General features: G+C 74.0%; 17 protein-coding genes and 1 riboswitch. Of the genes, 10 read left to right on the plus strand and 7 right to left on the minus strand.

Features of this window, described 5'->3' with window-relative positions; translation table 11 throughout:
- Positions 1-97 precede the first annotated feature (97 nt).
- Positions 98-275: riboswitch (M-box (ykoK) riboswitch) on the plus strand.
- A 358-nt stretch (positions 276-633) separates the two neighbouring features.
- The 3 genes from ACFWPI_RS05140 (at position 634) to ACFWPI_RS05150 (ending at position 3,875) form a co-directional block, all read left to right on the plus strand.
- Positions 634-2,283, plus strand: coding sequence for an NRAMP family divalent metal transporter (locus tag ACFWPI_RS05140; protein ID WP_380424594.1), 1,650 nt, complete (start codon positions 634-636; stop codon positions 2,281-2,283).
- Positions 2,284-2,403: 120 nt separating this feature from the next.
- Complete coding sequence (locus tag ACFWPI_RS05145; protein WP_063346501.1) at positions 2,404-3,138, plus strand: MgtC/SapB family protein; 735 nt, start codon at positions 2,404-2,406, stop codon at positions 3,136-3,138.
- A gap of 59 nt (positions 3,139-3,197) precedes the next feature.
- Entirely contained in the window at positions 3,198-3,875 is a 678-nt protein-coding gene (locus ACFWPI_RS05150) for a YoaK family protein (RefSeq protein WP_063346500.1), read from the plus strand.
- Positions 3,876-3,923: 48 nt separating this feature from the next.
- Here the strand turns inward: ACFWPI_RS05150 and ACFWPI_RS05155 are convergent, their stop codons facing one another.
- Positions 3,924-4,592, minus strand: coding sequence for a hypothetical protein (locus ACFWPI_RS05155; RefSeq protein WP_380376583.1), 669 nt, complete (start codon positions 4,590-4,592; stop codon positions 3,924-3,926).
- Between the two features lie 467 nt (positions 4,593-5,059).
- On the opposite strand from ACFWPI_RS05155, the gene ACFWPI_RS05160 reads away from it, so the two are divergent.
- Genes ACFWPI_RS05160 through ACFWPI_RS05170 form a run of 3 tightly spaced genes read left to right on the plus strand, consistent with a single transcriptional unit; the run spans position 5,060 to position 8,522 of the window.
- Complete coding sequence (locus ACFWPI_RS05160; protein ID WP_380376580.1) at positions 5,060-5,584, plus strand: PadR family transcriptional regulator; 525 nt, start codon at positions 5,060-5,062, stop codon at positions 5,582-5,584.
- Positions 5,581-6,285: an ABC transporter ATP-binding protein gene (locus ACFWPI_RS05165; protein WP_380376577.1), complete on the plus strand. Its 705-nt coding sequence runs from the start codon at positions 5,581-5,583 to the stop codon at positions 6,283-6,285. Before ACFWPI_RS05160 ends, ACFWPI_RS05165 begins: the two co-directional genes overlap by 4 nt.
- Positions 6,282-8,522 carry an FtsX-like permease family protein gene (locus tag ACFWPI_RS05170; RefSeq protein ID WP_380376574.1) on the plus strand — a complete coding sequence of 747 codons (2,241 nt, stop codon included), beginning with the start codon at positions 6,282-6,284 and terminating at the stop codon, positions 8,520-8,522. The genes ACFWPI_RS05165 and ACFWPI_RS05170 overlap by 4 nt, the downstream gene beginning before the upstream one ends.
- A 154-nt stretch (positions 8,523-8,676) precedes the next feature.
- On the opposite strand, the gene ACFWPI_RS05175 is transcribed toward ACFWPI_RS05170, so the two are convergent.
- Both ACFWPI_RS05175 and ACFWPI_RS05180 read right to left on the minus strand, forming a co-directional pair.
- Complete coding sequence (locus ACFWPI_RS05175) at positions 8,677-9,129, minus strand: NUDIX hydrolase (RefSeq protein WP_380376571.1); 453 nt, start codon at positions 9,127-9,129, stop codon at positions 8,677-8,679.
- A 40-nt stretch (positions 9,130-9,169) separates the two neighbouring features.
- The gene (locus tag ACFWPI_RS05180) at positions 9,170-10,678 is read right to left on the minus strand and encodes an SDR family NAD(P)-dependent oxidoreductase (RefSeq protein WP_380376568.1); all 1,509 of its coding nucleotides are present in this window, start codon (positions 10,676-10,678) and stop codon (positions 9,170-9,172) included.
- A 279-nt stretch (positions 10,679-10,957) separates the two neighbouring features.
- Here ACFWPI_RS05180 and ACFWPI_RS05185 point away from each other — a divergent pair, with 279 nt between their 5' ends.
- Positions 10,958-12,397 (plus strand): GuaB1 family IMP dehydrogenase-related protein, encoded by a 1,440-nt coding sequence (locus ACFWPI_RS05185; RefSeq protein WP_380376565.1) that lies wholly within the window; start codon positions 10,958-10,960, stop codon positions 12,395-12,397.
- Here the strand turns inward: ACFWPI_RS05185 and ACFWPI_RS05190 are convergent.
- From ACFWPI_RS05190 to ACFWPI_RS05200, 3 genes are all read right to left on the minus strand, one after another.
- The gene (locus tag ACFWPI_RS05190) at positions 12,358-13,428 is read right to left on the minus strand and encodes a DUF5995 family protein (RefSeq protein WP_380376562.1); all 1,071 of its coding nucleotides are present in this window, start codon (positions 13,426-13,428) and stop codon (positions 12,358-12,360) included. The genes ACFWPI_RS05185 and ACFWPI_RS05190 overlap by 40 nt on opposite strands.
- 102 nt (positions 13,429-13,530) lie before the next feature.
- Positions 13,531-13,920, minus strand: a complete 390-nt coding sequence (locus tag ACFWPI_RS05195; RefSeq protein ID WP_380376559.1) for a DUF3224 domain-containing protein — start codon at positions 13,918-13,920, stop codon at positions 13,531-13,533.
- 134 nt (positions 13,921-14,054) lie between these two features.
- A complete protein-coding gene (locus tag ACFWPI_RS05200; protein WP_380376556.1) occupies positions 14,055-15,143 on the minus strand; it encodes a PP2C family protein-serine/threonine phosphatase in 1,089 nt (362 codons plus the stop codon).
- Positions 15,144-15,269: 126 nt separating this feature from the next.
- Between ACFWPI_RS05200 and ACFWPI_RS05205 the strand changes: the two genes are divergently transcribed.
- The 3 genes from ACFWPI_RS05205 to ACFWPI_RS05215 all read left to right on the plus strand — a co-directional run bounded on the left by ACFWPI_RS05205 (position 15,270) and on the right by ACFWPI_RS05215 (position 18,124).
- Positions 15,270-16,238, plus strand: coding sequence for a pseudouridine synthase (locus ACFWPI_RS05205; RefSeq protein WP_380376553.1), 969 nt, complete (start codon positions 15,270-15,272; stop codon positions 16,236-16,238).
- Between the two features lie 72 nt (positions 16,239-16,310).
- Complete coding sequence (locus tag ACFWPI_RS05210) at positions 16,311-17,060, plus strand: SDR family NAD(P)-dependent oxidoreductase (protein ID WP_380376551.1); 750 nt, start codon at positions 16,311-16,313, stop codon at positions 17,058-17,060.
- Complete coding sequence (locus ACFWPI_RS05215; protein WP_380376549.1) at positions 17,057-18,124, plus strand: S-adenosylmethionine:tRNA ribosyltransferase-isomerase; 1,068 nt, start codon at positions 17,057-17,059, stop codon at positions 18,122-18,124. The genes ACFWPI_RS05210 and ACFWPI_RS05215 overlap by 4 nt, the downstream gene beginning before the upstream one ends.
- A gap of 54 nt (positions 18,125-18,178) precedes the next feature.
- Here the strand turns inward: ACFWPI_RS05215 and ACFWPI_RS05220 are convergent, their stop codons facing one another.
- A complete protein-coding gene (locus ACFWPI_RS05220; protein WP_380376547.1) occupies positions 18,179-21,859 on the minus strand; it encodes a SpoIIE family protein phosphatase in 3,681 nt (1,226 codons plus the stop codon).
- Positions 21,860-21,886 lie beyond the last annotated feature (27 nt).

A 21,886-nucleotide genomic window follows, 5' to 3' on the forward strand; every position in this document is an offset into this window, starting at 1 on the left:
AGGGGTGGGTTTGGTCAAGCTTCTACAAAGCTGTCGAAGTTCGGTCGAAACGCCGCTATCCGGGTGAAGGGGAGGGTCTATGCTTGACGAGGTTTGCAAGGCACCTCGTTCGGTGAGGCGTCTTCACGGACACAGGCCACTGACCCGACGACGTCGAGAGACGCCCAGGTTCAGGACAGGTCTTCCCGAGTTAAGGGTTGACCCCAAGTGGCTTCCGGCCCGACCGGGCTGGACACGCCGTGGAGTGCCAAAGCTCTGACGAGTTGGGGTGTGCCGGTCCCGTGGGGCCGGTCCGCTCCTTGCCGTGTCGCGATGCGGTGCACAGACGGTGCACCCCCGACCGGGAGGAGGCGAGAGACATGGACTGCGATAGTCCGGGCCATAGTCGCCCCTGCCCCCGCATGCTCTCGATCACCTCTGGCACGCGGTAACAACCTTCCCTGCGCTCGTTCACCTGACGCTGCGTCATGCGCTCAACCGCGCCCCGACGCACGACGTCTGACGCTCCGTCATGCCCTCACGGCCGCCGCCGCTCAGCGCCGCCGTGCGGTCCGGCGGCGTGCGCTCGCAGGGAGGATCGCTGCTGCGTGCCCCCTGTCGCCCCCTCAAGGAAGGGGGCAGGGAGGCCCTGCCATGACCAACGTGATGCTGGACCCGAAGGTCCCCACCACCACCCGTACCGCCGTGCTCGACGACGCCCACGTCGGCGACATCAGGGGTGCGCTCGGCACCATCCGGCTCGACGACACCACCCCGCGCCACGGCCTGTCCGCGCGGCTCAAGACCCTGCTGGCGATCGTGGGCCCCGGCCTGATCGTGATGGTCGGCGACAACGACGCGGGCGCCTTCTCGACGTACGGGCAGGCGGGGCAGAACTACGGCACGCAGCTGCTGTGGACGCTGCTGATGCTGGTCCCGGTGCTGTACGTGAACCAGGAGATGGTGCTGCGCCTGGGCGCCGTCACCGGTGTCGGCCACGCCCGGCTCATCCTGGAGCGCTTCGGCAAGTTCTGGGGCGCGTTCAGTGTCATCGACCTGTTCCTGCTGAACGCGCTGACGCTGGTCACCGAGTTCATCGGCGTCACCCTGGCCGCCGGGTACCTGGGCCTGCCGAAGGTCGCCTCGGTGGTGCTGGCCGCCGTGATCATCATCGCCTCGGCGTTCACCGGCTCGTTCCGGCGTTTCGAGCGCGTCGCCGTCACGCTGTGCGTGGGTTCGCTGCTGCTGGTGCCGATCTACTTCATGGTCCACCCGAAGACCTCGCAGATGGCACACGACTTCACGGTGCCGAGCATGCCGGGCGGCTCGGGCCAGCTGGCGGCCGTGATGCTGGTGATCGTCTCCATCGTGGGCACCACCGTCGCCCCGTGGCAGCTGTTCTTCCAGCAGTCGTACGTCATCGACAAGCGGATCACGCCGCGTTTCATGAAGTACGAGAAGGTCGACCTGTGGATCGGGATCGCCATCGTCATCATCGGCGCCGCCGCGATGATGGGCTTCACCGCCGCGGCCTTCGCCGGCACCGACGGCTTCGGCCAGTTCTCCGATGCGGGCGCCGTCGCCAAGGGCCTTGAGGACAAGGCCGGGCACGTGGTGGGTGTGCTGTTCGCCATCGCGCTGCTGGACGCCTCGATCATCGGCGCCTTCGCCGTGTCGCTGTCCACCGCCTACGCGATCGGCGACGTGTTCGGCATCAGGCACTCGCTGCACCGGGGCGTCAAGGGCGCCAAGGGCTTCTACGCGATCTACGCCGGCCTGGTGGTCGCGGCGGCCGCGATCACGCTGCTGTCCACCGGCTACACCCAGGGCCTGATGACGCAGTTCGTCCAGGTGCTGGCCGGTGTGCTGCTGCCCTCGGCGACGGTGTTCCTGCTGCTGCTGTGCAACGACAAGGCCGTCCTGGGGCCCTGGGTCAACGGGCCCAAGACCAACGCCTTCACCTCCGCCGTGGTCGGCGTCCTGGTGATGCTGTCGCTGATCCTGACCGCCGCCGTGGTCTGGCCCGACATCAGCTCGCAGGCGATCCTGTGGATCATGGCCGGCTGCGGCGTGGCCGGCGTCCTGGTCGCCGGGTACTTCTTCACCTTCGGCCGCCGGGGGACCAAGGAGGACCCCGTCGACCGCACCGGCCGCGAGGAATGGCGGATGCCCCCGCTGGAGACCCTCGGCAAGCCGGTCATGTCCACCGCCCGCAAGGTCGGCATGGGCGCCCTGCGCGCCTACCTCCTGGTCGCGATGGTGATGGTCATCATCAAGATCGTCCAGACCGCGCTCAACCACTGAGCCGCAGACCGCAGCCCGGACGGACGGGTGGTGGGCAGCGGCCCGTCACCCGTCCGTCCGTCTCCCTGCTCTTCCAGCTCTCCCCGCTCTCCCAGCTCTCCCAGTGAAGGAGGTGCCGTCGTGCACACCCTGACCACCGCCGACTTCCTCGTCCGGCTCGCCACCGGGGTCGCCTGCGGCGCGCTCATCGGCGTCGAACGCCAGTGGCGGGCCAGGATGGCCGGCCTGCGCACCAACGCCCTGGTCGCCGCCGGCGCCACCCTGTTCGTGCTGTACAGCGAGGCCGTCGGCGACGCCGCCAGCCCCACCCGGGTCGCCTCCTACGTCGTCTCCGGCATCGGCTTCCTCGGCGGTGGCGTCATTCTGCGCGACGGCGCCGGCGTCCGCGGCCTCAACACCGCCGCCACGCTGTGGTGTTCGGCCGCCGTCGGGGTGCTCGCCGCCGCCGGGAAGCTCGAATTCGCCGTCCTCGGCACGCTCGGCGTCCTCGCCGTCCACCTGATCCTGCGCCCGGCCGGCCGGATGCTCGACCGGGCCCCGCAGTCCGGCAGCGACCCCGACTCCACCGTCCGCGCCACCGTCCACCTGGAATGCGAGCGCAAGGCCGAGACCCACATCCGGGCCCTGCTGCTCCAGGCCCTGTCCGCCTCCGGCCTCGCCCCCACCGGCCTGCGCGCCCGCCGCACCGACAGCGGCGACGCCACCAGCCTGCGCGCCACCGTGGCCATCACCGGGCAGGTCGCCCCGGCCCTCGAACAGGTCGTCAGCCGGCTCTCCCTCGAACCCGGCGTCCGCGACCTGCACTGGCACCTCGACGACGAACCCGACGACCCGAGCCGCCCGGCGCTCGCCTAGGGCGCGGCCCGGGGGAGGTAGAACGGAGGCACCGTCACGAGGCCGACCAGGAGGTCCCGATGTTCACCCCCGACCCCAGGCACGGGCCGCTGGTGCCGATGCTGCTGGTGCTCACCGTCGTCACCGGACTGGTGGACGCCGTCAGCTACCTCCGGCTCGGCCACGTCTTCGTCGCCAACATGACCGGCAACGTGGTCTTCCTCGGCTTCGCCCTGGCCGGTGCCGCCGGACTCTCCGCCACCGCCTCGCTGAGCGCCCTCGCCGCGTTCGTACTCGGCGCCCTGGTCGGCGGCCACCTCGCCCGACGGCTGCCCGACCACCGCGGGCGGCTGCTGACCACGGCGGTGGTCGCCCAGACGGTGTTCGTCGCCGCGAGCATCGCCCTGGCCACCGTGGCCGGCTACACCTCCGACCCGGCCCGCTACGGCCTCATCGGACTGCTGGCCTTCGCCATGGGCGGCCAGAACGCGGTGGTCCGCTCCCTCAAGGTCCCCGACCTGACCACCACGGTGCTCACCATGACCATCACGGCCCTCGCCGCCGACCGCACCGGCCCCCGCCGGCTGGCCTCCGCCGTCTGGATGTTCGTCGGCGCCCTCGTCGGCGCCCTCCTCATCCGCCAGGCCGACGTCCCCATCGCCCTGACCCTCGCCCTGGCCCTCCTCGTCGCCGTCGCGGCCCTCACCCACCGGGCCGCCGGAGCCCACCCCGCCCCGGACTGGACCCACCCGCTCTGACCTGGCGCCGCGTCCCGCTGCTCGCCGGTTCCCGCTCGTCCACAGGGGTCAGTCGTCCTGGCGGTGGCCGGCGCGGCCGCTCCAGAGGGGTTCGAGGCGGGCCCAGCCCTGGGTCCAGGCCTCGTCGGCGCGGCGGTCGAGGACGTGCAGGCGAAGGCGCAGGGCGAGGGTGAGCAGGGCCAGGAGGGCGAGGAGGGCGCCGGCGCCGGTGCAGACGGCGGAGACGGCGACGGTGGCGCGGTTGGTCGGGGGCGAGGAGAGGGCGCCGGCGGGGTCGACCCAGACGGGGACGACGGTGCCGGTGACGGCCGTACGGGGGGCCTGGACGGTGCCGGTGTGCGGCTGGCCGTCGGGGTAGGTCCAGGAGGCCTCGGCGTCGACGCGGGTGCTGTAGCCGGCGCCGAAGCGTCCTCCGGCGCCGGTGCCCGTGCCGGAGCCGTGGTCGGGGAGGGTGAGCACCACGGCGTCGACCTTGTGGAGGCGCAGGCGGTCGCTGTCGGCCTGGGGTGCGGTGGCGTGGTAGGCGAGCAGGGAGCTGCCGGTGGCGAAGGCGAGGGCGAGCAGGGCCCCGAAGGCGCTCAGCAGCCAGGCGCGGGCGCGGGCCCGGTCGACGGGCCGGACCAGCGGTTCGTGCCGGGCACCGAAGGCCCGCCGCAGCCGGCGGCCGGTTCGCGGCGGGCGCGACGAGGGCCGGGCGGGGCGGGGTGTGCTGGACACGTCGACGGCTCCTCAGGGGGGTTGGGGCGGCGCGGTGGTGAGGTCGTGAGGCTTCGTCACCCAATTTCCACCCGGTGGCCGCCCGCGCACAAGAGTCGTGCGGGCTCGTACCACCGGGACCTGCGGACGGCGCCGCCGCGCGCCGGTCGCGTTCCGGGTCGCGCCCGGGTGCGCGGCCTCCCGGCGCCCCTTCGCGCACCCGGGACGTTCGGCCCTCGGCAGCGGCCGGGCGGGCGGGCAGGCTGGGGTCCGGCCGCATCCTTCGTGTCAGGGGACGGCTTGGCCCGGTTGACCGTGGGGGTGTCGGGCCGTGGTGCGGTGCAGGGGGTGAGCGTGGGGCTGCCTCCTGCCCGCCCGCACCCGGGTGACGGTGTTTCCGCCCGGGTTCTGACGGGGTTTCCGCAGGCAGGGGCCGTATTCTCGCCAGCTATACACTCAGAGTATACGCGTGGGGTATGGTCTCCCCCATGAGTGTTCCTTTGACCCTGCTGGGGCTGCTGGAGCGGGAGCCGAGCCATGGCTACGACCTCAAGCGCGACTACGACTCCCTCTTCGGCCGCGGCAAACCCCTCCCGTACGGACAGGTGTACGCGACCCTCGGCCGGCTGGCCCGGGACGGCAAGGTGGTCGCGGGCGAGGCGGAGCCCGGCGACGGACCCGAACGCAAGCGCTACGTGATCACCGACGCGGGGGTGACGGAGTTCGAGACCTGGCTCCGGGATCCGGTCGCGCCCGAACCCAACCTGCAGAGCGTGCTGTTCACCAAGGTGGTGCTGGCCCTGATGCTGGGCCGTGACGCCGAGGAGTACCTGGACACCCAGCGCGCCGCCCACCTGCGCCGGATGCGCGAACTCACCGAACTGCGCCGCACCGGCGCCCTGGTGGACGCCCTGCTCGCCGACCACGGCCTGTTCCACCTGGACGCCGACCTGCGCTGGATCGACCTCACCACCGCCCGCCTGGACGCGCTGGCCGAGGCGGTGCGCTCATGACCGCCGTGATCGAGGCCCGCGACGTCGCCCTGTCCTTCGGTGAAACCCCCGCCCTGCGCGGGGCGAGCCTGTCCGTCGAGGCCGGCGAGGTGCTCGCCGTCATGGGCCCGAGCGGCTCGGGAAAGTCGACGTTACTGCACTGCCTGGCCGGCATCCTGGTGCCCGACGCGGGCGAGGTGCTGTTCAACGGGCAGCGCCTGGACACCCTGAACGAGGCGGGGCGCAGCGCCCTGCGCCGCGACAAGTTCGGCTTCGTGTTCCAGTTCGGCCAGCTCGTCCCGGAGTTGACGGCGGAGGAGAACGTGGCGCTGCCGCTGCTGCTGAACGGCGTGCGCCGCGCGGACGCTCTCGCGCAGGCCCGGCCGTGGTTCGCCCGGCTCGGCCTGGACGGCATGGAGCGGCGCCGCTCCGGCGAACTGTCCGGTGGTCAGGCGCAGCGCGTGGCGCTGGCCCGGGGCCTGGTGGCCCGGCCGCAGGTGCTGTTCGCCGACGAGCCGACCGGCGCGCTGGACTCGCTGACCGGCGAGCAGGTGATGGAACTGATGGTCGGCTCGGCCCGGGAGCAGGGCACCACCGTCATCCTGGTCACCCACGAGCCGCGGGTCGCCGCCTACGCCGACCGCGAGGCGATCGTCCGCGACGGCCAGGCCCGCACGCTCTCCGCCGGGGCCGGGGCCGGGGCCGGGTCGGTGGCCTCGTGATCCGGTTCTCGCTCCGGCTGGCGGTCAGCGGCGGCCGGGAGGCGCTCGCCCGGCTGCTGATGATCGCGGCGGCGGTGGCGATCGGGGTCGGGCTGCTGCTGTCCACGCTCGCCAGCATGAACGCGATCGACCGCGCCAACCAGCGCCAGGTCTGGCTCGACTCCGGGGCCCGGAGCCGGACCGAGAGCGCGCAGGTCGACCCGCTGTGGTGGCAGCCCCACAACGACTACTACGACGGCTCGGAGATCCGCGAGATCGACGTCGCCGCGACCGGGCCGACCTCGCCCGTCCCGCCGGGACTCGACCGGGTGCCGGCCCCCGGCGAGTACTACGCCTCCCCGGCGCTGGCCGCGCTGCTGCGCACCGTCCCGGCCGTCGAGCTGGGCGATCGCTTCCCGGGCCGGATGGCCGGCACCCTGAACGACTCGGCGATGCCCTCTCCGGACACGCTGGCCGTGGTCGTCGGCCGGACGGTCGGCGAGGTCCAGGCCGCGCCCCGCGCCGTCGCCGTCACCGCCATCGCCACCACCCGGCCCGAGTGCGGGAACGGCGACTGCTTGAGCCGGGGCATCCGGGGTGACGCGATGACGCTCATCCTGTCGGTGGTGGGCGGTGCGATGATCTTCCCGGTGCTGATCTTCATCGGCACCGCGACCCGCCTGTCCGCCGCCACCCGCGAGCAGCGGTTCGCCGCGATGCGACTGGTCGGTGCCACCCCGCGGCAGATCTCGGTGATCGCCGCGGTCGAGTCCACCGTCGCCGCGGTGGCCGGTACGGCCGCCGGCTTCGGCCTCTACCTGGCGCTGCGCCCGCTGGTGGCCGACGTGCCCTTCACCGGCGGCCGCTTCCACCTCGACGACCTGAGCCTGACCGGCCTCCAGGTGCTGGGCACCGTCCTGGCCGTGCCGCTGGCCTCGGCGGTGGCGGCCCGGTTCGCGCTGCGCCGGGTCACCGTCTCCCCGTTGGGCGTCAGCCGCCGGGTCACCCCGCGGCCGCCCCGGGCCTGGCGGCTGGTCCCGCTGCTGGCCGGGCTCGCGGAGCTGCTGTACTTCCTCGGCCGCCGCCCGGCCACCGGGAACGGACAGGCGGCGGCCTACCTGCCCGGGTTCCTGCTGGTGATGCTCGGCCTGGTGATCGCCGGGCCGTGGCTGACCATGGTCGCCGCCCGTGCGGTCGCCCGCCGCACCAGCCGTCCGGCCACGCTGATCGCGGTGCGCCGGCTCGCGGACGACCCGAAGGCCGGATTCCGCGCGGTCAGCGGCCTGATCCTGGCGCTGTTCGTCACCACGTCGACGGTCTGCGTCATCGGCACGATCAACGCCAACCGCGGCTCGCTGGATGGCGACCAGTCGTCCCGCGCGTCCGTGGTGCAGGGCGACTACCGGGACGGCAGGCAACTGACGGACGCGGTGCCGGACCAGGTCCTGGCGCAGGCGCGGGCCGTGCCGGGCCTGCGGGGTCTCGCGGTGCTCCACACCAACCCGGCCGGCCTCGGAAAGATCCCGGTGAGCCCGCGCCCGGACGCCCCGCTCCTCACCCCCGGCCTGGTGTCCTGCGCGGACCTCGCCGAGGTCCCGGTGGTCGGCCACTGCGCGGCCGGGGCGAGCGTGGCGGCCGTCCCGTCGCGCGAGTTCCTCAACCTCACCTCGCGCCCGGACGCCGAGTGGCCCGCCGTCCCGGTCTCCGCGGAGGAGGTCGCGAAGCTCCCGGTCCAACTGCTCTACGCCACGACCGACGGATCGACGGCGGCGAAGGAGCAGGTCCGGACGGTGTTCACCGAGGCGTGGCCCGACCACGACGCGCACACGGTCGGCGACTGGGCCACCGAAGGCCAGCAACGGCTCGCCGGCTGGCGGCAGTTGGCGAACGTGGTGCTGCTGACCACACTCCCGATCGCCGGGTGCAGCCTCGCGGTCAGCGTGGTGGCCGGACTCTCCGACCGCAGGCGGCCGTTCGCGATGCTGCGGCTCACCGGCTCGCCGCTGCGCCTGCTCCAGCGGGTGATCGCGCTGGAGAGCGTGCTGCCGCTGCTGTCGGTGGCGGTGATCTCGATCGGCGCGGCCCTCGCCGCCTCGGCCCTGTTCCTCAGCTCCCAGATGGACTACCACCTGGTGTCGCCGGGCGCGGTGTACTTCGGCTTCGTCGCCCTCGGTGTGGTGGCCTCGGTCGGGATCATCGCCTCGACGCTGCCGCTGCTGAAGCGGATCACCGGCCCCGAGGCCGCCCGCAACGGCTGACGGACCGTCGCCGTTCGGGCGAGCTGGACCGTCGGCGCCCGGGCGAGCCGGACCGTCGGCGCCCGGGCGAGCTGGACCGCCGCCGCCCGGGTGGGCTGGACCGCCGCCGCCCGGGCGAGCTGGACCGCCGCCGCCCGGGCGTACCCCGTTGCCCTCAGCGGGTGACGGGGTACCCGGTCGTTCCGGCCCGGACCGCCGACGGCCGTTGCGGCAGCCAGCTGCCGAGGACCAGCGAGGACGGGTAGAACATCGGCTCCGGCAGCGCGTCCAGCGCGACGCGCTCCCAGCCGCCGCAGGCGTGCGGCTCGGTGACGACCGCCTCGGCCAGGCTCGGCGGCGCCAGCACGGCGGCGGTCAGCCGGGGCCGGCCGAGCTCGTGGTCGAGCAGGAGGGCGAGCACCCGCATCTGCTCGGCGGGCAGCACGATGCCGGTCTCCTCGGCGAGTTCGCGGGCCGCGGTCTGCTCGAAGGACTCACCGGGATCGACCTTTCCGCCGGGCAGGCTCCAGGTGGGCGGCTCGCCGGCGGTGGTGCGCCGGCCGATCAGCACCCGGCCGTCCCCGGTGGGCACGATGATTCCTGCGCCGAGCAGCGGTGCGGTGGTCAATTCGCCATCTCCTTCGCGGGGATCCTCGCGGGGACCGGGGTTACCAGTTGGAGCGCTCGTAGTCCTTCAGGAAGCAGCCGTACAGGTCCTCGCCGAGCTCGCCGCGGACGATCGGGTCGTACACCCGGGCCGCGCCGTCGACCAGGTCGAGCGGGGCGTGGAAGCCCTCGTCGGCCAGCCGCATCTTGTCCGGGTGCGGCCGCTCGTCGGTGATCCAGCCGGTGTCGACGGCGGTCATCAGGATGCCGTCGGTCTCGAACATCTCGTGCGCGCTGGTGCGGGTGAGCATGTTGAGCGCGGCCTTGGCCATGTTGGTGTGCGGGTGGCCGGCGCCCTTGTAGCCGCGCTGGAACACGCCCTCCATCGCGGAGACGTTGACCACGTACTTGCGGCGGGAGGCGGAGGCGGCCATCGCCGGGCGCAGCTGGCTGATCAGGATGAACGGCGCGGTGGAGTTGCAGAGTTGGACCTCCAGCAGCTCGACCGGGCCGACCTCCTGGACGGTCTGCACCCAGCTGTTGGTGGGCGCGAGGTCGGGCACCAGCCCGCCGGCGTCGATCGCGGTGCCGGCCTCGATCCGGGCGGGCGTGGCGGAGCCGGTGACGAGCGCGAGCGAGGTGACGTCCTCGGCGGCCATCCGCTGCGCGTCGCCGCTCGCCTGGTGGGGGAGGGCGGGAAGGTCGACGCTGCCGCTGCCGAAGCGGCCGATGGTGGTGGCCTGCGGCAGCTCGCCGGCCGGCAGCGGCGCGGACTCGGCGGCGAGCAGCTCGCGGTAGGACTCCGGCGGGCGGCGCACGGTCTGCGCGGCGTTGTTGATCAGGATGTCCAGCGGGCCGTCGGCGGCGACCTCGTCGGCGAGCGCCATGACCTGGGCCGGGTCGCGCAGGTCGATGCCGATGACCTTGAGGCGGTGGATCCACTCGGCGCTGTCCGGCATCGCGGTGAAGCGGCGGATGGCGTCGTTGGGGAAGCGCGTGGTGATGGTGGTGTGGGCGCCGTCGCGCAGCAGCATCAGCGCGATGTACATGCCGATCTTGGCCCGGCCGCCGGTGAGCAGCGCGCGCTTGCCGGTGAGGTCGGCTCGGGCGTCCCGGTGGGACCGGTTCTTGACGGCGCAGTCCTGGCAGAGGTTGTGGTAGAACGCGTCGACCTCGACGTACCGCTGCTTGCACGTGTAGCAGGAGCGGGGCCGCTCCAGGATGCCGGCGATCTCGGTGCTGGTGACGGTGGTCAGGCCGAAGGCGCCGGCGGTCTCGTCGTCGATCCGGGTGGGGGCGCCGGTGGCGGTGCGCGCGGTGACCTCGCGGTCGTTGGCGGTCTTGCGGGCCCGGGTCTCCTGGCGGCGGCGCTGCTTGAGGGTCCGGAATATGCCGCCGACGGCCTGGCGCACGGTGATCGCGTCCGGGTGGTCGACGTGCAGCTGGTCGAGCTCGGCGAGCACGTCCAGGCAGAGCCGCAGCCGCTCGGGGTCGAGGCCGGGACCGTAGTCGATCTCCTCCCCGGTGTCCGTGCCGCTCTGGTCCTGCTTGATGTCCACGCCCGCCGTCATTGCCTGTCGCCGCTTCCCGCTCGCCTCGCCGTTACCGCGTGAATGCTACGGGAGCGGCCCAGGCCGGGGCGAAAACCGTCGGCCTTGGATGATCGTCCAAGTCTACGCGCGAAGCATTGATCATGGTTTGTACACAGTGCCAGCAATGGGCCTCGAACTGGCTTTTGATCCCACCGTCCCGGAGAATCGAATGCTGGGTGCCGGGCGCCCGAGTGCGCCCGGCGGCAGTGCCGCAACCGCACCCGAGGTGTAATTTCTCCCAGCCAGAGAGCCCCCTTCATGCGCTTCCTGAACGACCTCAAGCCCTCGTACGACCTCACGTACGACGACGTCTTCATGGTCCCCAGCCGTTCCGCCGTGGGCTCCCGGCAGGCGGTCGACCTCTCCTCGGACGACGGCACCGGCACCACCATCCCGCTGGTCGTCGCCAACATGACCGCCATCGCGGGCCGCCGGATGGCCGAGACCGTCGCCCGCCGCGGCGGCCTGGTCGCCATCCCGCAGGACATCCCCACCGAGGTCATCGCCGAGGTCGTCTCCTGGGTCAAGCAGCGCCACCTGGTGCACGACACCCCGATCACCCTCGCCCCCGGCGCCACCGTCGCCGAGGCGCTGTCGCTGCTGCCCAAGCGCGCGCACGGCGCCCTCGTGGTCGTCGAGGACGGCAAGCCGGTCGGCGTCGTCACCGACTCCGACTGCCAGGGCGTGGACCGCTTCACCAGCCTCGCCGACGTGATGTCCCGCGACCTGCTGCTCCTGGACGAGGGCATCGACCCGCGCACCGCCTTCGACAAGCTCACCGAGGCGCACCGCAAGCTCGCCCCGGTCGTCGACGCCGAGGGCCGGCTCGTCGGCATCCTCACCCGCAAGGGCGCGCTGCGCGCCACCCTGTACACCCCGGCCGTGGACGCCGCCGGCAAGCTGCGGATCGCCGCCACCGTCGGCATCAACGGCGACGTGGCCGGCAAGGCCAAGGCCCTGATCGACGCCGGCGCCGACGTGCTGGTCGTGGACACCGCGCACGGCCACCAGGAATCGATGATCAGCGCGCTGCGCGCGGTGCGCGGCCTCGACCCGCGGATCCCGATCGTGGCCGGCAACGTGGTCTCCGCCGCCGGTGTCCGCGACCTGGTCGAGGCGGGCGCCGACATCCTCAAGGTCGGCGTCGGCCCCGGCGCCATGTGCACCACCCGGATGATGACCGGCGTCGGCCGCCCGCAGTTCTCCGCCGTGCTGGAGTGCGCCGCCGAGGCACGCCGGCTCGGCAAGCACGTGTGGGCCGACGGCGGCGTCCGCCACCCGCGCGACGTCGCGATGGCACTGGCCGCCGGCGCCTCCAACGTGATGATCGGCTCCTGGTTCGCCGGCACCTACGAGTCCCCGGGCGACCTGCAGGCCGCCGCCGACGGCCGCCAGTACAAGGAGAGCTTCGGCATGGCCTCGGCCCGTGCGGTCAGCAACCGCACCTCCCAGGACTCCTCGTACGACCGGGCCCGCAAGGCGCTGTTCGAGGAGGGCATTTCGCACTCCCGGATGTTCGTCGACCCGGCCCGCCCGGGCGTCGAGGACCTGATCGACTCGATCGTGGCCGGTGTGCGCAGCTCCTGCACCTACGCGGGCGCCAACACCCTGGAGGAGTTCCAGGAGAAGGCGATCGTCGGCATCCAGAGCGCGGCCGGCTACGCCGAGGGCAAGCCGCTGCACTCCAGCTGGGCCTGATCGGGCCGGGCCCGAGCGCCCGCTCCTTCACCGGCCGGCCGGTTCCTCGCCTCGGGGAGCCGGCCGGCCGCCGTGCGGGGCGCGTCCGGTGCCTTGCGGGGTACGTCCGGCGCCGTGCCTGGGGCGTCGGGCGCCGTGCCCGGTGCGTGCAGTGCCTTGCCTGGTGTGTCCGGTGCGGCCGGTGCGTCCGCCGCCGTGCCCGGTGCGTCCGCCGTGCGTGGTGCGCCGCAGGCTGCGTCCCGCGCGGGGTGCGGGCCGAGCGGGAGCAGCAGGGCGTGGCCGAGCAGGCCGGCCGAGCAGTCCAGGGCGGCGGCGAAGGCCCGCGCGGCGGTCGGCACCGCGCGCAGCTCCCAGAGCGCCTGGACAGCGGACCACGCCCCCTCGCGGGCGGCCTCCACCGACCAGACGCCGAGCAGGTGGGTGAGCGGCTCGGCGCGCTCCAGCACGTCCGGGCCGGGCATCAGCTGCTCCCGGACGGCCGTCTCCACCTCCGCCAGCAGGCCGTTGATCCGGTGGTAGTCCGCCGCGAGCCCGGCCGGCTCGCAGCCCCGCCGCAGGCAGGTGTCCACGACGGCGAGCGGCAGGTCGTGCTGGATGTGGGCGTTCATCCCGGCCAACGCGAACTGCAGCGGGTGCACCCCCGGGTGGGCGCGCAGCGCGAACAGCGGCCGCCAGCAGGCGGGCGGCTCCTGCCCGGCCGCGTCGGCGGCCACGGCCAGCAGGTAGCGCCCGGCGAACACCGTGTCCAGTTCGGCCATCGCCGCCGGATCGGCGAAGTACGAGCCGCCGAGCCGGTCGCGGACGGCCTCCGTGACGGTGAGGTAGAGCCGGTTGAAGACCGCCACCCCGTCCGCCGGGGGCAGACCCGCCCCGATCTCCCGCAGCCGACCGACCACCTCCTCGACCGTGACCGGCGCCGTGACGTGAGCCGTGACCGGCGCCGTGACAGGAGTCGCGACAGGCGCTGTGACCGTATTCGCGGCCAGCACCGCGACCGGCGTGCCGTCCGCCGCCATCGTCGTACCGGGCATGCGCCACCCTTCGATGTCGATCGTGCACTGATCGCATCATCGTGGCAGCGCGGACGGCAGCCCGGTGCGTGCGGCACGCGGCGCGCGGGGGAGACCAGGTGATCAGCCCAGGTCGTACTCCAGGACGTAGGTGTGAGTGCCGGCCTCGTCGACGGCCAGGCGGAACTCGCCGGTGAGCCCGGCCAGCTCGCCCGACCCGGTGCCCGGCACCACGCGTATGGTCGTCCCGCCGGTGTCCCATGCCGCGTGCTGGAGCACGAACGAGCCCCTCCGCCCGTCCAGTTCGCCCGTCACGTGCTCCACCGCGACGTACGACGCCGGGCCGCCCGAGGGGCCCGCGACGGAGAGCATCCGCACCTCGCTGGTGCCGCTCAGCCCGCCCGTGAAGTTCTTGGAGATCCGGACCCGCCCGAAGGCCGCACCCTCGCGCTCCTCCGTCTCCACCGGTTCGAAGCTGGTCAGCTCGAACGACCCGCTGGCCTTGGACCCCATGCTGCTCTCCTCCCGACGATCGTTACCCGGCCGGCCCCTCACCGACCGTGTGCGAAGCCTTGCACACGGCTCTGACAATCGGCCGGGCCGTCACTGCTCCCGCCGACCTGCCGACCCGCCCGCCCGTCCGCTCGTCAGTGCTCCCAGCGGAGCGCCAGCAGCGCCGCGTCGTCCGTCAGCCCGGCGTCGCCGACCCAGCCGTCGACGTCCGCGAGCAGGTCCTCCAGCAGGTCCGCCGGGCTCCCCGCGGGCAGCTCCGGCAGCCGCTCCTCCAGCGGGTAGAACCGCCCCTCGGCGTTGCGGGCCTCGGTGATGCCGTCGGTGTACAGGAGCAGCAGGTCCCCCGGCAGCGGCTCGAAGCGGCCCGTCGGATAGCCGTCACTGGTCAGCCCCAGCAGCCCGAGCGGCGGCGCGGCGTACGGCGGCGTCAGCGCGTGCACCCGGCCCGCGCGGCGCAGCAGCGGGGGCGGGTGCCCGCAGTTGACCACGCCGACCGGCCCCCGCTCCGCGGGCACGGTCAGCAGCAGCGCGGTGGCGAAGCGCCCCTCGCCCGGTCGGGCGGCGAGCGCCGCGTCCAGCCGCTCGGCCAGCCGCCCGAGATCGGGCTCCGTCCGGGCCGCCTCGCGGAACACCCCCAGCACGTCCGCCGCCGTCTCCACCGCCGGCAGCCCGTGCCCCTGCACGTCCCCGAGCAGGATCCGGGCGCCGTAGCGGGTGTCGACCACCGCGTACAGGTCCCCGCCGATGCGTGCCTCGGCCGCCGCCGCGACGTAGCGCACCGCGGTGCGCAGCCGCCCGATCCGTTCCGGCGGCGGGCGCAGCAGGGCCCGCTGCGCCGCCTCGGCGACCGTCCGGACGTGGAACAGCTCCCGCTCCCGGGCCGAGACCAGGACGACGTTGGCGGCGCTGGCCAGGGTCGCCGCGAGCACCGTGATCAGCGCGGTGATGTGCACCTCGGCCGGCAGTTCGGTGTTGGTGGTCTCCAGCAGCCCGACCGCCACGACGGCGATGCCCCCGGCGGCCAGCGGCACCCGGGCGCTGCGGGTGGTCGCCCCGGCCAGGACCGGCGCGACGGCCAGTACGGGGGAGAGGGTCGTCCCCGGCCCGGTCACCAGGTCGGCCACCACGGCGGCGACCAGCAGCCCGAAGGCGCCGACCAGCAGCATCCGGGTGCGCCGCGGCAGGTGCAGCGGCGGCACACCGCCCGGGCCGTCTGCGCTCACACGTCCTCCCGGCTGCTCCCGGCGGATTGGCGACCTACCGTCCACTGTGCTCCGCACTCCCCGTGAGCGGCACCTCGGGGACCTCGGCCGAGGCCGCCCCAGCGGGCGGACTACGCTGGCCGGGAGATGAGACGCAAGAGCCGCCGCCCGGCCTCCCCCCTCCCGCAGCGCCACGGTGTGGACCCGGTGCACCTGCGGCTGCCGCCCGAGGGCCCCTGGCCGACCGTCCGCGCCTACCTGGTCGAGCGGCTGCCGGCCGTGGCCGCCGCGCGGATCGACGCGGCGTTGAGCGGCCGCGAGATCGTCGGCGAGCACGGCCCGGTCGCCCCGGACGAGCCGTTCGGGCCCGGTGCGCACCTGTGGTTCTACCGGGACCTCCCCGAGGAGGTCCACGTCCCGTTCGAACTGGAGGTGCTGCACCGCGACGAACACCTGGTCGTCGTCGACAAGCCGCACTTCCTGGCCACCACCCCGCGCGGCCGGCACGTCGTCGAGACGGCGCTGTCCCGGCTGCGGCACAGTCTCGACCTGCCCGCCCTCAGCCCCGCGCACCGGCTCGACCGGCTCACCGCGGGCCTGGCCATGTTCGTGGTGCGGCCCGAGGAGCGCGGTGCCTACCAGACGCTGTTCAGCGACCGGCTGGTGCGCAAGGAGTACCAGGCGATCGCCCCGTACGACCCGGCGCTGGACCTGCCGCGCACCGTGCGCAGCCACATCCTCAAGGAGCGCGGGGTGATCGCGGCCCGGGAGCTCGACGCGCCGCCGAACAGCGAGAGCCGGATCGACCTGCTGGAACGCCGCGACGGCCTGGCCCGCTACCGGCTGCGGCCGCTGAGCGGGCGCACCCACCAGCTGCGGCTGCACATGTGCGGCCTCGGCGTGCCGATCCTCGGCGACCCGGTGTATCCGGTGGTGCTGCCCGAACCGGCCCCGGACGACTTCCGCCGCCCGCTCCAACTCCTCGCCTCGGTCGTCGAGTTCACCGACCCGCTGACCGGCCGGGAGCACCGCTTCGACACCCGTCGCACCCTCGCCGCCTGGACGGACCCGCAAGCCTGGGCCGCCGGCCCCGGTCCGGCGACCCAGGTGCCGTAGGCCCAACGGACGACCGGGTCCCGGTTCCGGTGGCCGATCCGCCGCCGCCCCCTGCGGGGCGAGGGTGGGGGCATGAACGCAGCACAGCACACCGCCCCCGCCCCCGTCGCCGTGGTCACCGGCGCCTCCCGGGGGCTCGGCCTGGCGCTCGCCCGGGCCCTCGCCGCCGACGGCTGGCAGCTGGTGATCAGCGCCCGCGGCGCGGCCGGACTCGCCGCCGCCGAGGCGGCCCTGGCCGCCGTCACCAAGGTCGTCGCCCTCCCCGGTTCCATCGTCGACGACGACCACCGCGCCCACCTGACCGCGGCCGCCGACGGGCTCGGCGGCGCGAGCCTGCTGGTCAACAACGCCGGTACGCTCAACGGCGCCACCGCGCCCGGCGCCGAACCGCTGCCCCGGCTGGCCGACTTCCCGCTGCCGGACCTGCTGGAGACCTTCGAGGTCAACGTGCTCGCCCCGATCGCCCTCACCCAGCTCGTCCTGCCGCAGCTGCGCGCCCACGCCGGGGCCGTGCTCAACATCAGTTCGGACGCCGCCGTCGTGCCCTATCTCGGCTGGGGCGGCTACGGCGCCAGCAAGGCGGCGCTCGACCTCGCCACCGCCGTACTCGCCCGCGAGGAGCCGGAGTTGCGGGTGTGGGCGGTGGACCCGGGAAGCATGCGCACCGGGATGTTGCAGGAGGCCAGCCCCGGTGAGGACATCTCCGGCGAGCCGCTGCCCGAGGAGGTGGTGCCGGTCCTGCTCGGACTGCTGCACGACCGCGCCCCTTCCGGCCGCTACCGCGCCGAGGACCTGAGGGCCGCGGCCCGGGGTGGGCGATGACCGGACTCGCGGACCTCGGCCTCGACGTCGCCGTGCCGCCCGAACTCTCCGCCCGGGCACCGGCGGAGGCGCGCGGCGGGGCGCGGGACGGCGTGCGGATGCTGGTCGGCCGGCGCGACCGGGGGAGCGTCGAGCACCACCGCTTCACCGAGCTGCCCGGGGTGCTGCGCGCGGGTGACCTGCTGGTGGTCAACAACTCGGCCACCCTGCCGGCCGCGCTGCCCGGCCGGCTGCCCGAGGGTACGGCGGTCGCGCTGCACCTTTCCTCCGCCCAGCCCGACCAACGTGGCTCCTACCTGGTGGAGTTGCGGCGGGTGGTGCCGGGGTCGGCGGCCGCCTGCTACCCGCCGGCCGACTCCCCGGCCCGCCCCGGTCTGCGGGTGGCGCTGCCCGCCGGCGGCGCGGCCGAGCTGGTCGCACCGTTCACCGCCCGGCTCTGGTACGCCCGACTCACCTTTCCAGCCGGGCTGTTGCCGTACCTGGAGGCGCACGGCAAGGCGATCCGGTACGGCTACGTGGACCGCGACTGGCCGATCGAGGCCTACCAGACGGTCTTCGCGGCCGTCCCCGGAAGCAGCGAGATGCCCAGCGCCGCAAGGCCGTTCAGCGCGGAGGTGGTGGCCCGGCTGGCGGGTCGCGGGGTGCTGGTCGCGCCGGTCACACTGCACACCGGGGTGGCCTCGCCGGAGGCGCGCGAGGCGCCGTACGCCGAGCGGTTCCACGTCCCGGCGGCCACCGCCCGCCTGGTCGGCCATGTGCGGGCCGGCGGCGGGCGGGTGATCGCCGTCGGCACCACGGTGGTGCGCGCCCTGGAGTCGGCCGCCGCGCCGGACGGCACCGTCCAGGAGGCGGACGGCTGGACGGAGTTGGTGATCACCCCGGAGCGCGGGGTGCGCGCGGTCGACGGCCTGCTCACCGGCTGGCACGAGCCCCGCGCCTCACACCTGCTGATGCTGGCCGCCGTCGCCGGGCGGCCCCTGCTCGCCGAGTGCTACCGGGCTGCCGTCCAGCACCGTTACCTCTGGCACGAGTTCGGCGACGTGAACCTGCTCCTGCCGGACTGAGCCCGCGGGCCGTGCCTCCCGGTCGTAGGCCGCGCCACCCGGTCGCGGGCCGGATCACTCGGACGGGCTGCCCGGGGGCAGTTCCAGCTCGAACCAGACCACCTTGCCGTCCCCGGTGCGGCGGCTGCCCCAGCGGTGCGCGAGCTCGTTGACCAGGTGGATGCCGCGCCCGCCCTCGTCCTCGGCGCGGGCGCGCCGGATCCGGGGCGTCTCGCTCTCCTGGTCGGCGACCTCGACGGTGAGCGCCCGGTTGCAGAACAGCCGCAGCTGGGTGGGGGATCCGGCGTGCACCAGGGCGTTGGTGATCAGCTCGCTGGTGAGCAGTTCGGCCCAGTCGGCGAGCGCTTCGAGGCCCCAGGCGGCCAGCGTCTCGCGGGTGAAGCGGCGCGAGTGGGCGACCATCGCGCGGTCGCCGGTGAGCGGCAGGCTGGCGATCCGGTCCGCGCCGACCGGCCGGACCTGCGCCATGATGACGGCGATGTCGTCCTCGCTGGTGGGGCCGGTGAGTTCGGCCAGGACGGCGTCGCAGGTCTGCTCCAGCGAGCGGCGCCGGTCGGCGACCGTCCGGCAGAGCAACTGCAGTCCCTCGTCGATGTCGTGGCCCCGGCGCTCGACCAGCCCGTCGGTGTAGAGCACCAGGATGGCCTCCTCGGGGAGGGTGAACTCCACGCTCTCGAACGGGACTCCGCCGACGCCGAGCGGTGCGCCGGGCGGCAGTTCGACCAGGTGCGCCCGCCCCTGCGGATCGGCGACGACGGGCGGCAGGTGGCCGGCGCAGGCGGCGGTGCAGTGGCGGTCCACCGGGTCGTACACCACGCAGACGCAGGTGGCGAACTGGCCCTCGCCGAGCGCGCTGGAGGCCTCGTCCAGCCGGTGCAGGACGCGCTCCGGGTCCAAGTCCAGGGTGATCAATGTTCGGGCGACGGTGCGCAGTTGGCCCATCGTCGCGGCGGCCCGGATGCCGTGGCCCATCACGTCGCCGACGATCAGCGCGACCCGCCCCGAGGAGAGCGGCACGACGTCGAACCAGTCGCCGCCGACCTCGCTGACCACGCTGCTGGGCAGGTAGCGGTAGGCGAGGTCCAGGCCGAGCGTGCGGTGGATCTCCTGCGGCAGCAGGCTGCGCTGGAGGGTGAGCGCGGTGTCCCGCTCGCGCCGGTAGAGCCGGGCGTTGTCGATCGCGAGGGCGGTGCGCGCGGCGAGTTCCTCGGCCAGCGAGCGGTCCTCCGGGCCGAACGGCTCCGGGTTGCGGGTGCGGACGAACTCCGCGCCGCCCAGTACGAGTCCGCGCGCCACCAGCGGCACCATCAGGTACGAGTGCACCCCGGCGGCCAGCCCCGGCTGGACCCGGTCGGGCGAGGCGGCGATCCGGCGCATCTCCTCCTCGGTCACCTCGGAGACCAGGATCGAGCGCCGGGTGCGCAGGCTCTGCGCGTACAACTGGGCGGACTGCGAGGTCTCGCCGACCTGGTCGGAGGCCGCCGTCATGGTGCCGTCCTGGGTCGCTTCGCCGACCGCCACCGCCCGCATCAGTATCGACTCGTTATCCGGGACGGGGCCGGGCTCCTCACCGCCGAGCACCGCGTCGCGCAGGTCCACGGTGACGAAGTCGGCGAAGCGCGGGATCACCACCTCCACCAACTCCTGGGCGGTGCGGTGCAGATCGAGGGTGGTGCCGATCCGGGTGCTGGCCTCGTTGAGCAGTGACAGCCGCTGCTGCGCGGCCCGGGCCGCGTCCAGCGCCCGCTGCCGGGCGGCGGCCGCGTCCCGCTCGCGGGTGAACAGCAGTGCGTTGTCGATCGACACGGCGGCCCGCACCGCCAACTCGCCGGCCAGCGCCATGTCGTCCTCCTCGTACGGGCGCTCCACCAGGGTGCGGTAGAAGCCCGCGACGCCGACCGCGGTGCCGCGCGCGATCAGCGGGACGACCATGAAGGAGTGGACGTTCTGCTCCCGCACCGCCGCGGCGCGCACCGGGTCGTCGGCGAACCAGGCCAGCCCCTCCGCGTCCATCCGCGGCACCAGGACCGGCTTGCGGTGTGCCAGGCTCCACGCGTACGGCGTGCCGGGTGCGAAGCGGTGCACCCCGCCGAGCCGGGCGACCGGCCGCAATGTCGAGCCGGGCACCGAGTGGAAGGCCATCCGCCGCAGCAGCGCCGAACCGTCCTCCGGGGCGCGGGCCTCGCGCTCGCCGCGGACCAGTTCCTCCAGCACCTCCACCACCACGGAGTCGGCCAGCCTGGGCGTCGCCACCTCGGCCAACTCCTGTGCGGTCTGGGCGAGATCGAGGGTGGTGCCGATCCGGGCGGAGGCCACGTTGACCAGCGCCAGCCGCTCCTGGGCGGCCTTCGCCTCGCGCAGCGCCTGCTGCCGGGCCAGGACGGTCTGGTGCTGGCGCAGGTACAGCCGGGCGTTGTCGATCGCGACGGCGGCCCGCGAGGCCAGCTCGTCGCCGAGGGTGATGTCGGCCTCGGCGAACGACTCCCGGTCGCCGCGCCGCGAGTACACCACCATGCCGAGCGTGGTGCCGCGCGCGACCAGCGGGGTGATCCGCACCGAGCGCGGCCGGTCGCCGAGGTAGGCCCGGCGGTGGCTCTCGGTGATGGCCTCGCTCAGCAGCGGCAGCTCCCAGGACGGCACCACCACCGTCCGCCCGGTGGCCAGCGCCCGGGCGTACGGCGAGTCCGGGGTCAGCTCGTACAGCGATTCCACCGGCAGTGACTCGGCCGGGTACAGCGGGTCGGTGGTGGCCAGGGCCAGTCGGCGGACCAGCTGCGGCGCGTCCGGGTCGGGCGGTTCGACGTTCCGCCCGGCCACCAGCACCTCCAGCGCGAACACCCCGCTGATGTCGGCGACCCTGGGCACCATCGTGTCGGCCAGCTCCCGGGCGGTCTGCCGCAGGTCGAGCGTGGTGCCGATGGAGGCGGTCGCGTCGACCAGCAGGGCCAGCCGCTCCTGGGCGCGCGCCGCCCGGGCCTCGGCGCGGAACCGCTCGGTGACGTCGATGACGGTGGAACTCACGCCGAGCACCCGGCCGCCGGGTTCCTCCAGCCGGAAGTACGAGGCGGACCACGCGTGGTCGCGCTGCGGGTCGCCCGGGGTGCGGCCGTGCGAGCGGGTGTCCACCACCGGTTCGCCGCTCTCCAGTACCCGCCGCATCACTGCCTCGGCCTCGGCGCCGTTGATCCCGGGCAGCACCTCGGTGAGCCGGTGGCCGAGCTGCTCCTCGACGGGCAGGCCGTTGGCCCGGGCCAGCGCCTCGTTCAGCCGGACGAACCGCAGCTCGGGGTCGAAGACGCCCATGCCCACGGGGGACTGGGTGAAGAAGCCGTCGAGCACCGCCAGGTCCGCCTGGATCCGGCGCAGCGTGGTCACGTCGGAGGCGACGGCCAGCACCAGCGTGCGGCCGTCCGGCCCGGTGATCGGATGGGTGCGGAACTCCAGGTTCACCAGGTGCCCGTCCCGGTGCCGGACCGGGAACACGCCGGACCAGGCCCGGCCGTTCAGGATCTGCTGGAACAGCTCCAGCACCTCGGGCCGCTGCTCCTCGGAGGTCAGCAACTTGGCGGCCCTGGCCCCGACCGCCTGCCCCGGGGAGTAGCCGAGCAGTGCCTCCGCGTCGCCGCTCCAGTGCAGGATCCGGCCGTCGGCCTCGATCAGCGCCGTCGCGATCGGCACCATCAGCAGGGCGTCCTGTTGCGGCTCGCCCTGGTGGTGTTCGTTGTCGTTCACCATGGCCAGAGAACCGTCCGGAGATCGTCC

Origin of the sequence: Kitasatospora sp. NPDC058492, from assembly GCF_042720685.1 — a bacterium.
GTDB lineage: Bacteria > Actinomycetota > Actinomycetes > Streptomycetales > Streptomycetaceae > Kitasatospora.

Coding starts and splice junctions, on each gene's coding strand:
- ACFWPI_RS05150 (WP_063346500.1), top strand. CDS start 3,198: ATGTTCACCCCCGACCCCAGGCACGGGCCGCTGGTGCCGATGCTGCTG.
- ACFWPI_RS05180 (WP_380376568.1), bottom strand. CDS start 10,678: ATGACGGCGGGCGTGGACATCAAGCAGGACCAGAGCGGCACGGACACC.
- ACFWPI_RS05215 (WP_380376549.1), top strand. CDS start 17,057: ATGACCGGACTCGCGGACCTCGGCCTCGACGTCGCCGTGCCGCCCGAA.
- ACFWPI_RS05160 (WP_380376580.1), top strand. CDS start 5,060: ATGAGTGTTCCTTTGACCCTGCTGGGGCTGCTGGAGCGGGAGCCGAGC.
- ACFWPI_RS05205 (WP_380376553.1), top strand. CDS start 15,270: ATGAGACGCAAGAGCCGCCGCCCGGCCTCCCCCCTCCCGCAGCGCCAC.
- ACFWPI_RS05195 (WP_380376559.1), bottom strand. CDS start 13,920: ATGGGGTCCAAGGCCAGCGGGTCGTTCGAGCTGACCAGCTTCGAACCG.
- ACFWPI_RS05185 (WP_380376565.1), top strand. CDS start 10,958: ATGCGCTTCCTGAACGACCTCAAGCCCTCGTACGACCTCACGTACGAC.
- ACFWPI_RS05165 (WP_380376577.1), top strand. CDS start 5,581: ATGACCGCCGTGATCGAGGCCCGCGACGTCGCCCTGTCCTTCGGTGAA.
- ACFWPI_RS05210 (WP_380376551.1), top strand. CDS start 16,311: ATGAACGCAGCACAGCACACCGCCCCCGCCCCCGTCGCCGTGGTCACC.
- ACFWPI_RS05140 (WP_380424594.1), top strand. CDS start 634: ATGACCAACGTGATGCTGGACCCGAAGGTCCCCACCACCACCCGTACC.
- ACFWPI_RS05190 (WP_380376562.1), bottom strand. CDS start 13,428: ATGCCCGGTACGACGATGGCGGCGGACGGCACGCCGGTCGCGGTGCTG.
- ACFWPI_RS05220 (WP_380376547.1), bottom strand. CDS start 21,859: ATGGTGAACGACAACGAACACCACCAGGGCGAGCCGCAACAGGACGCC.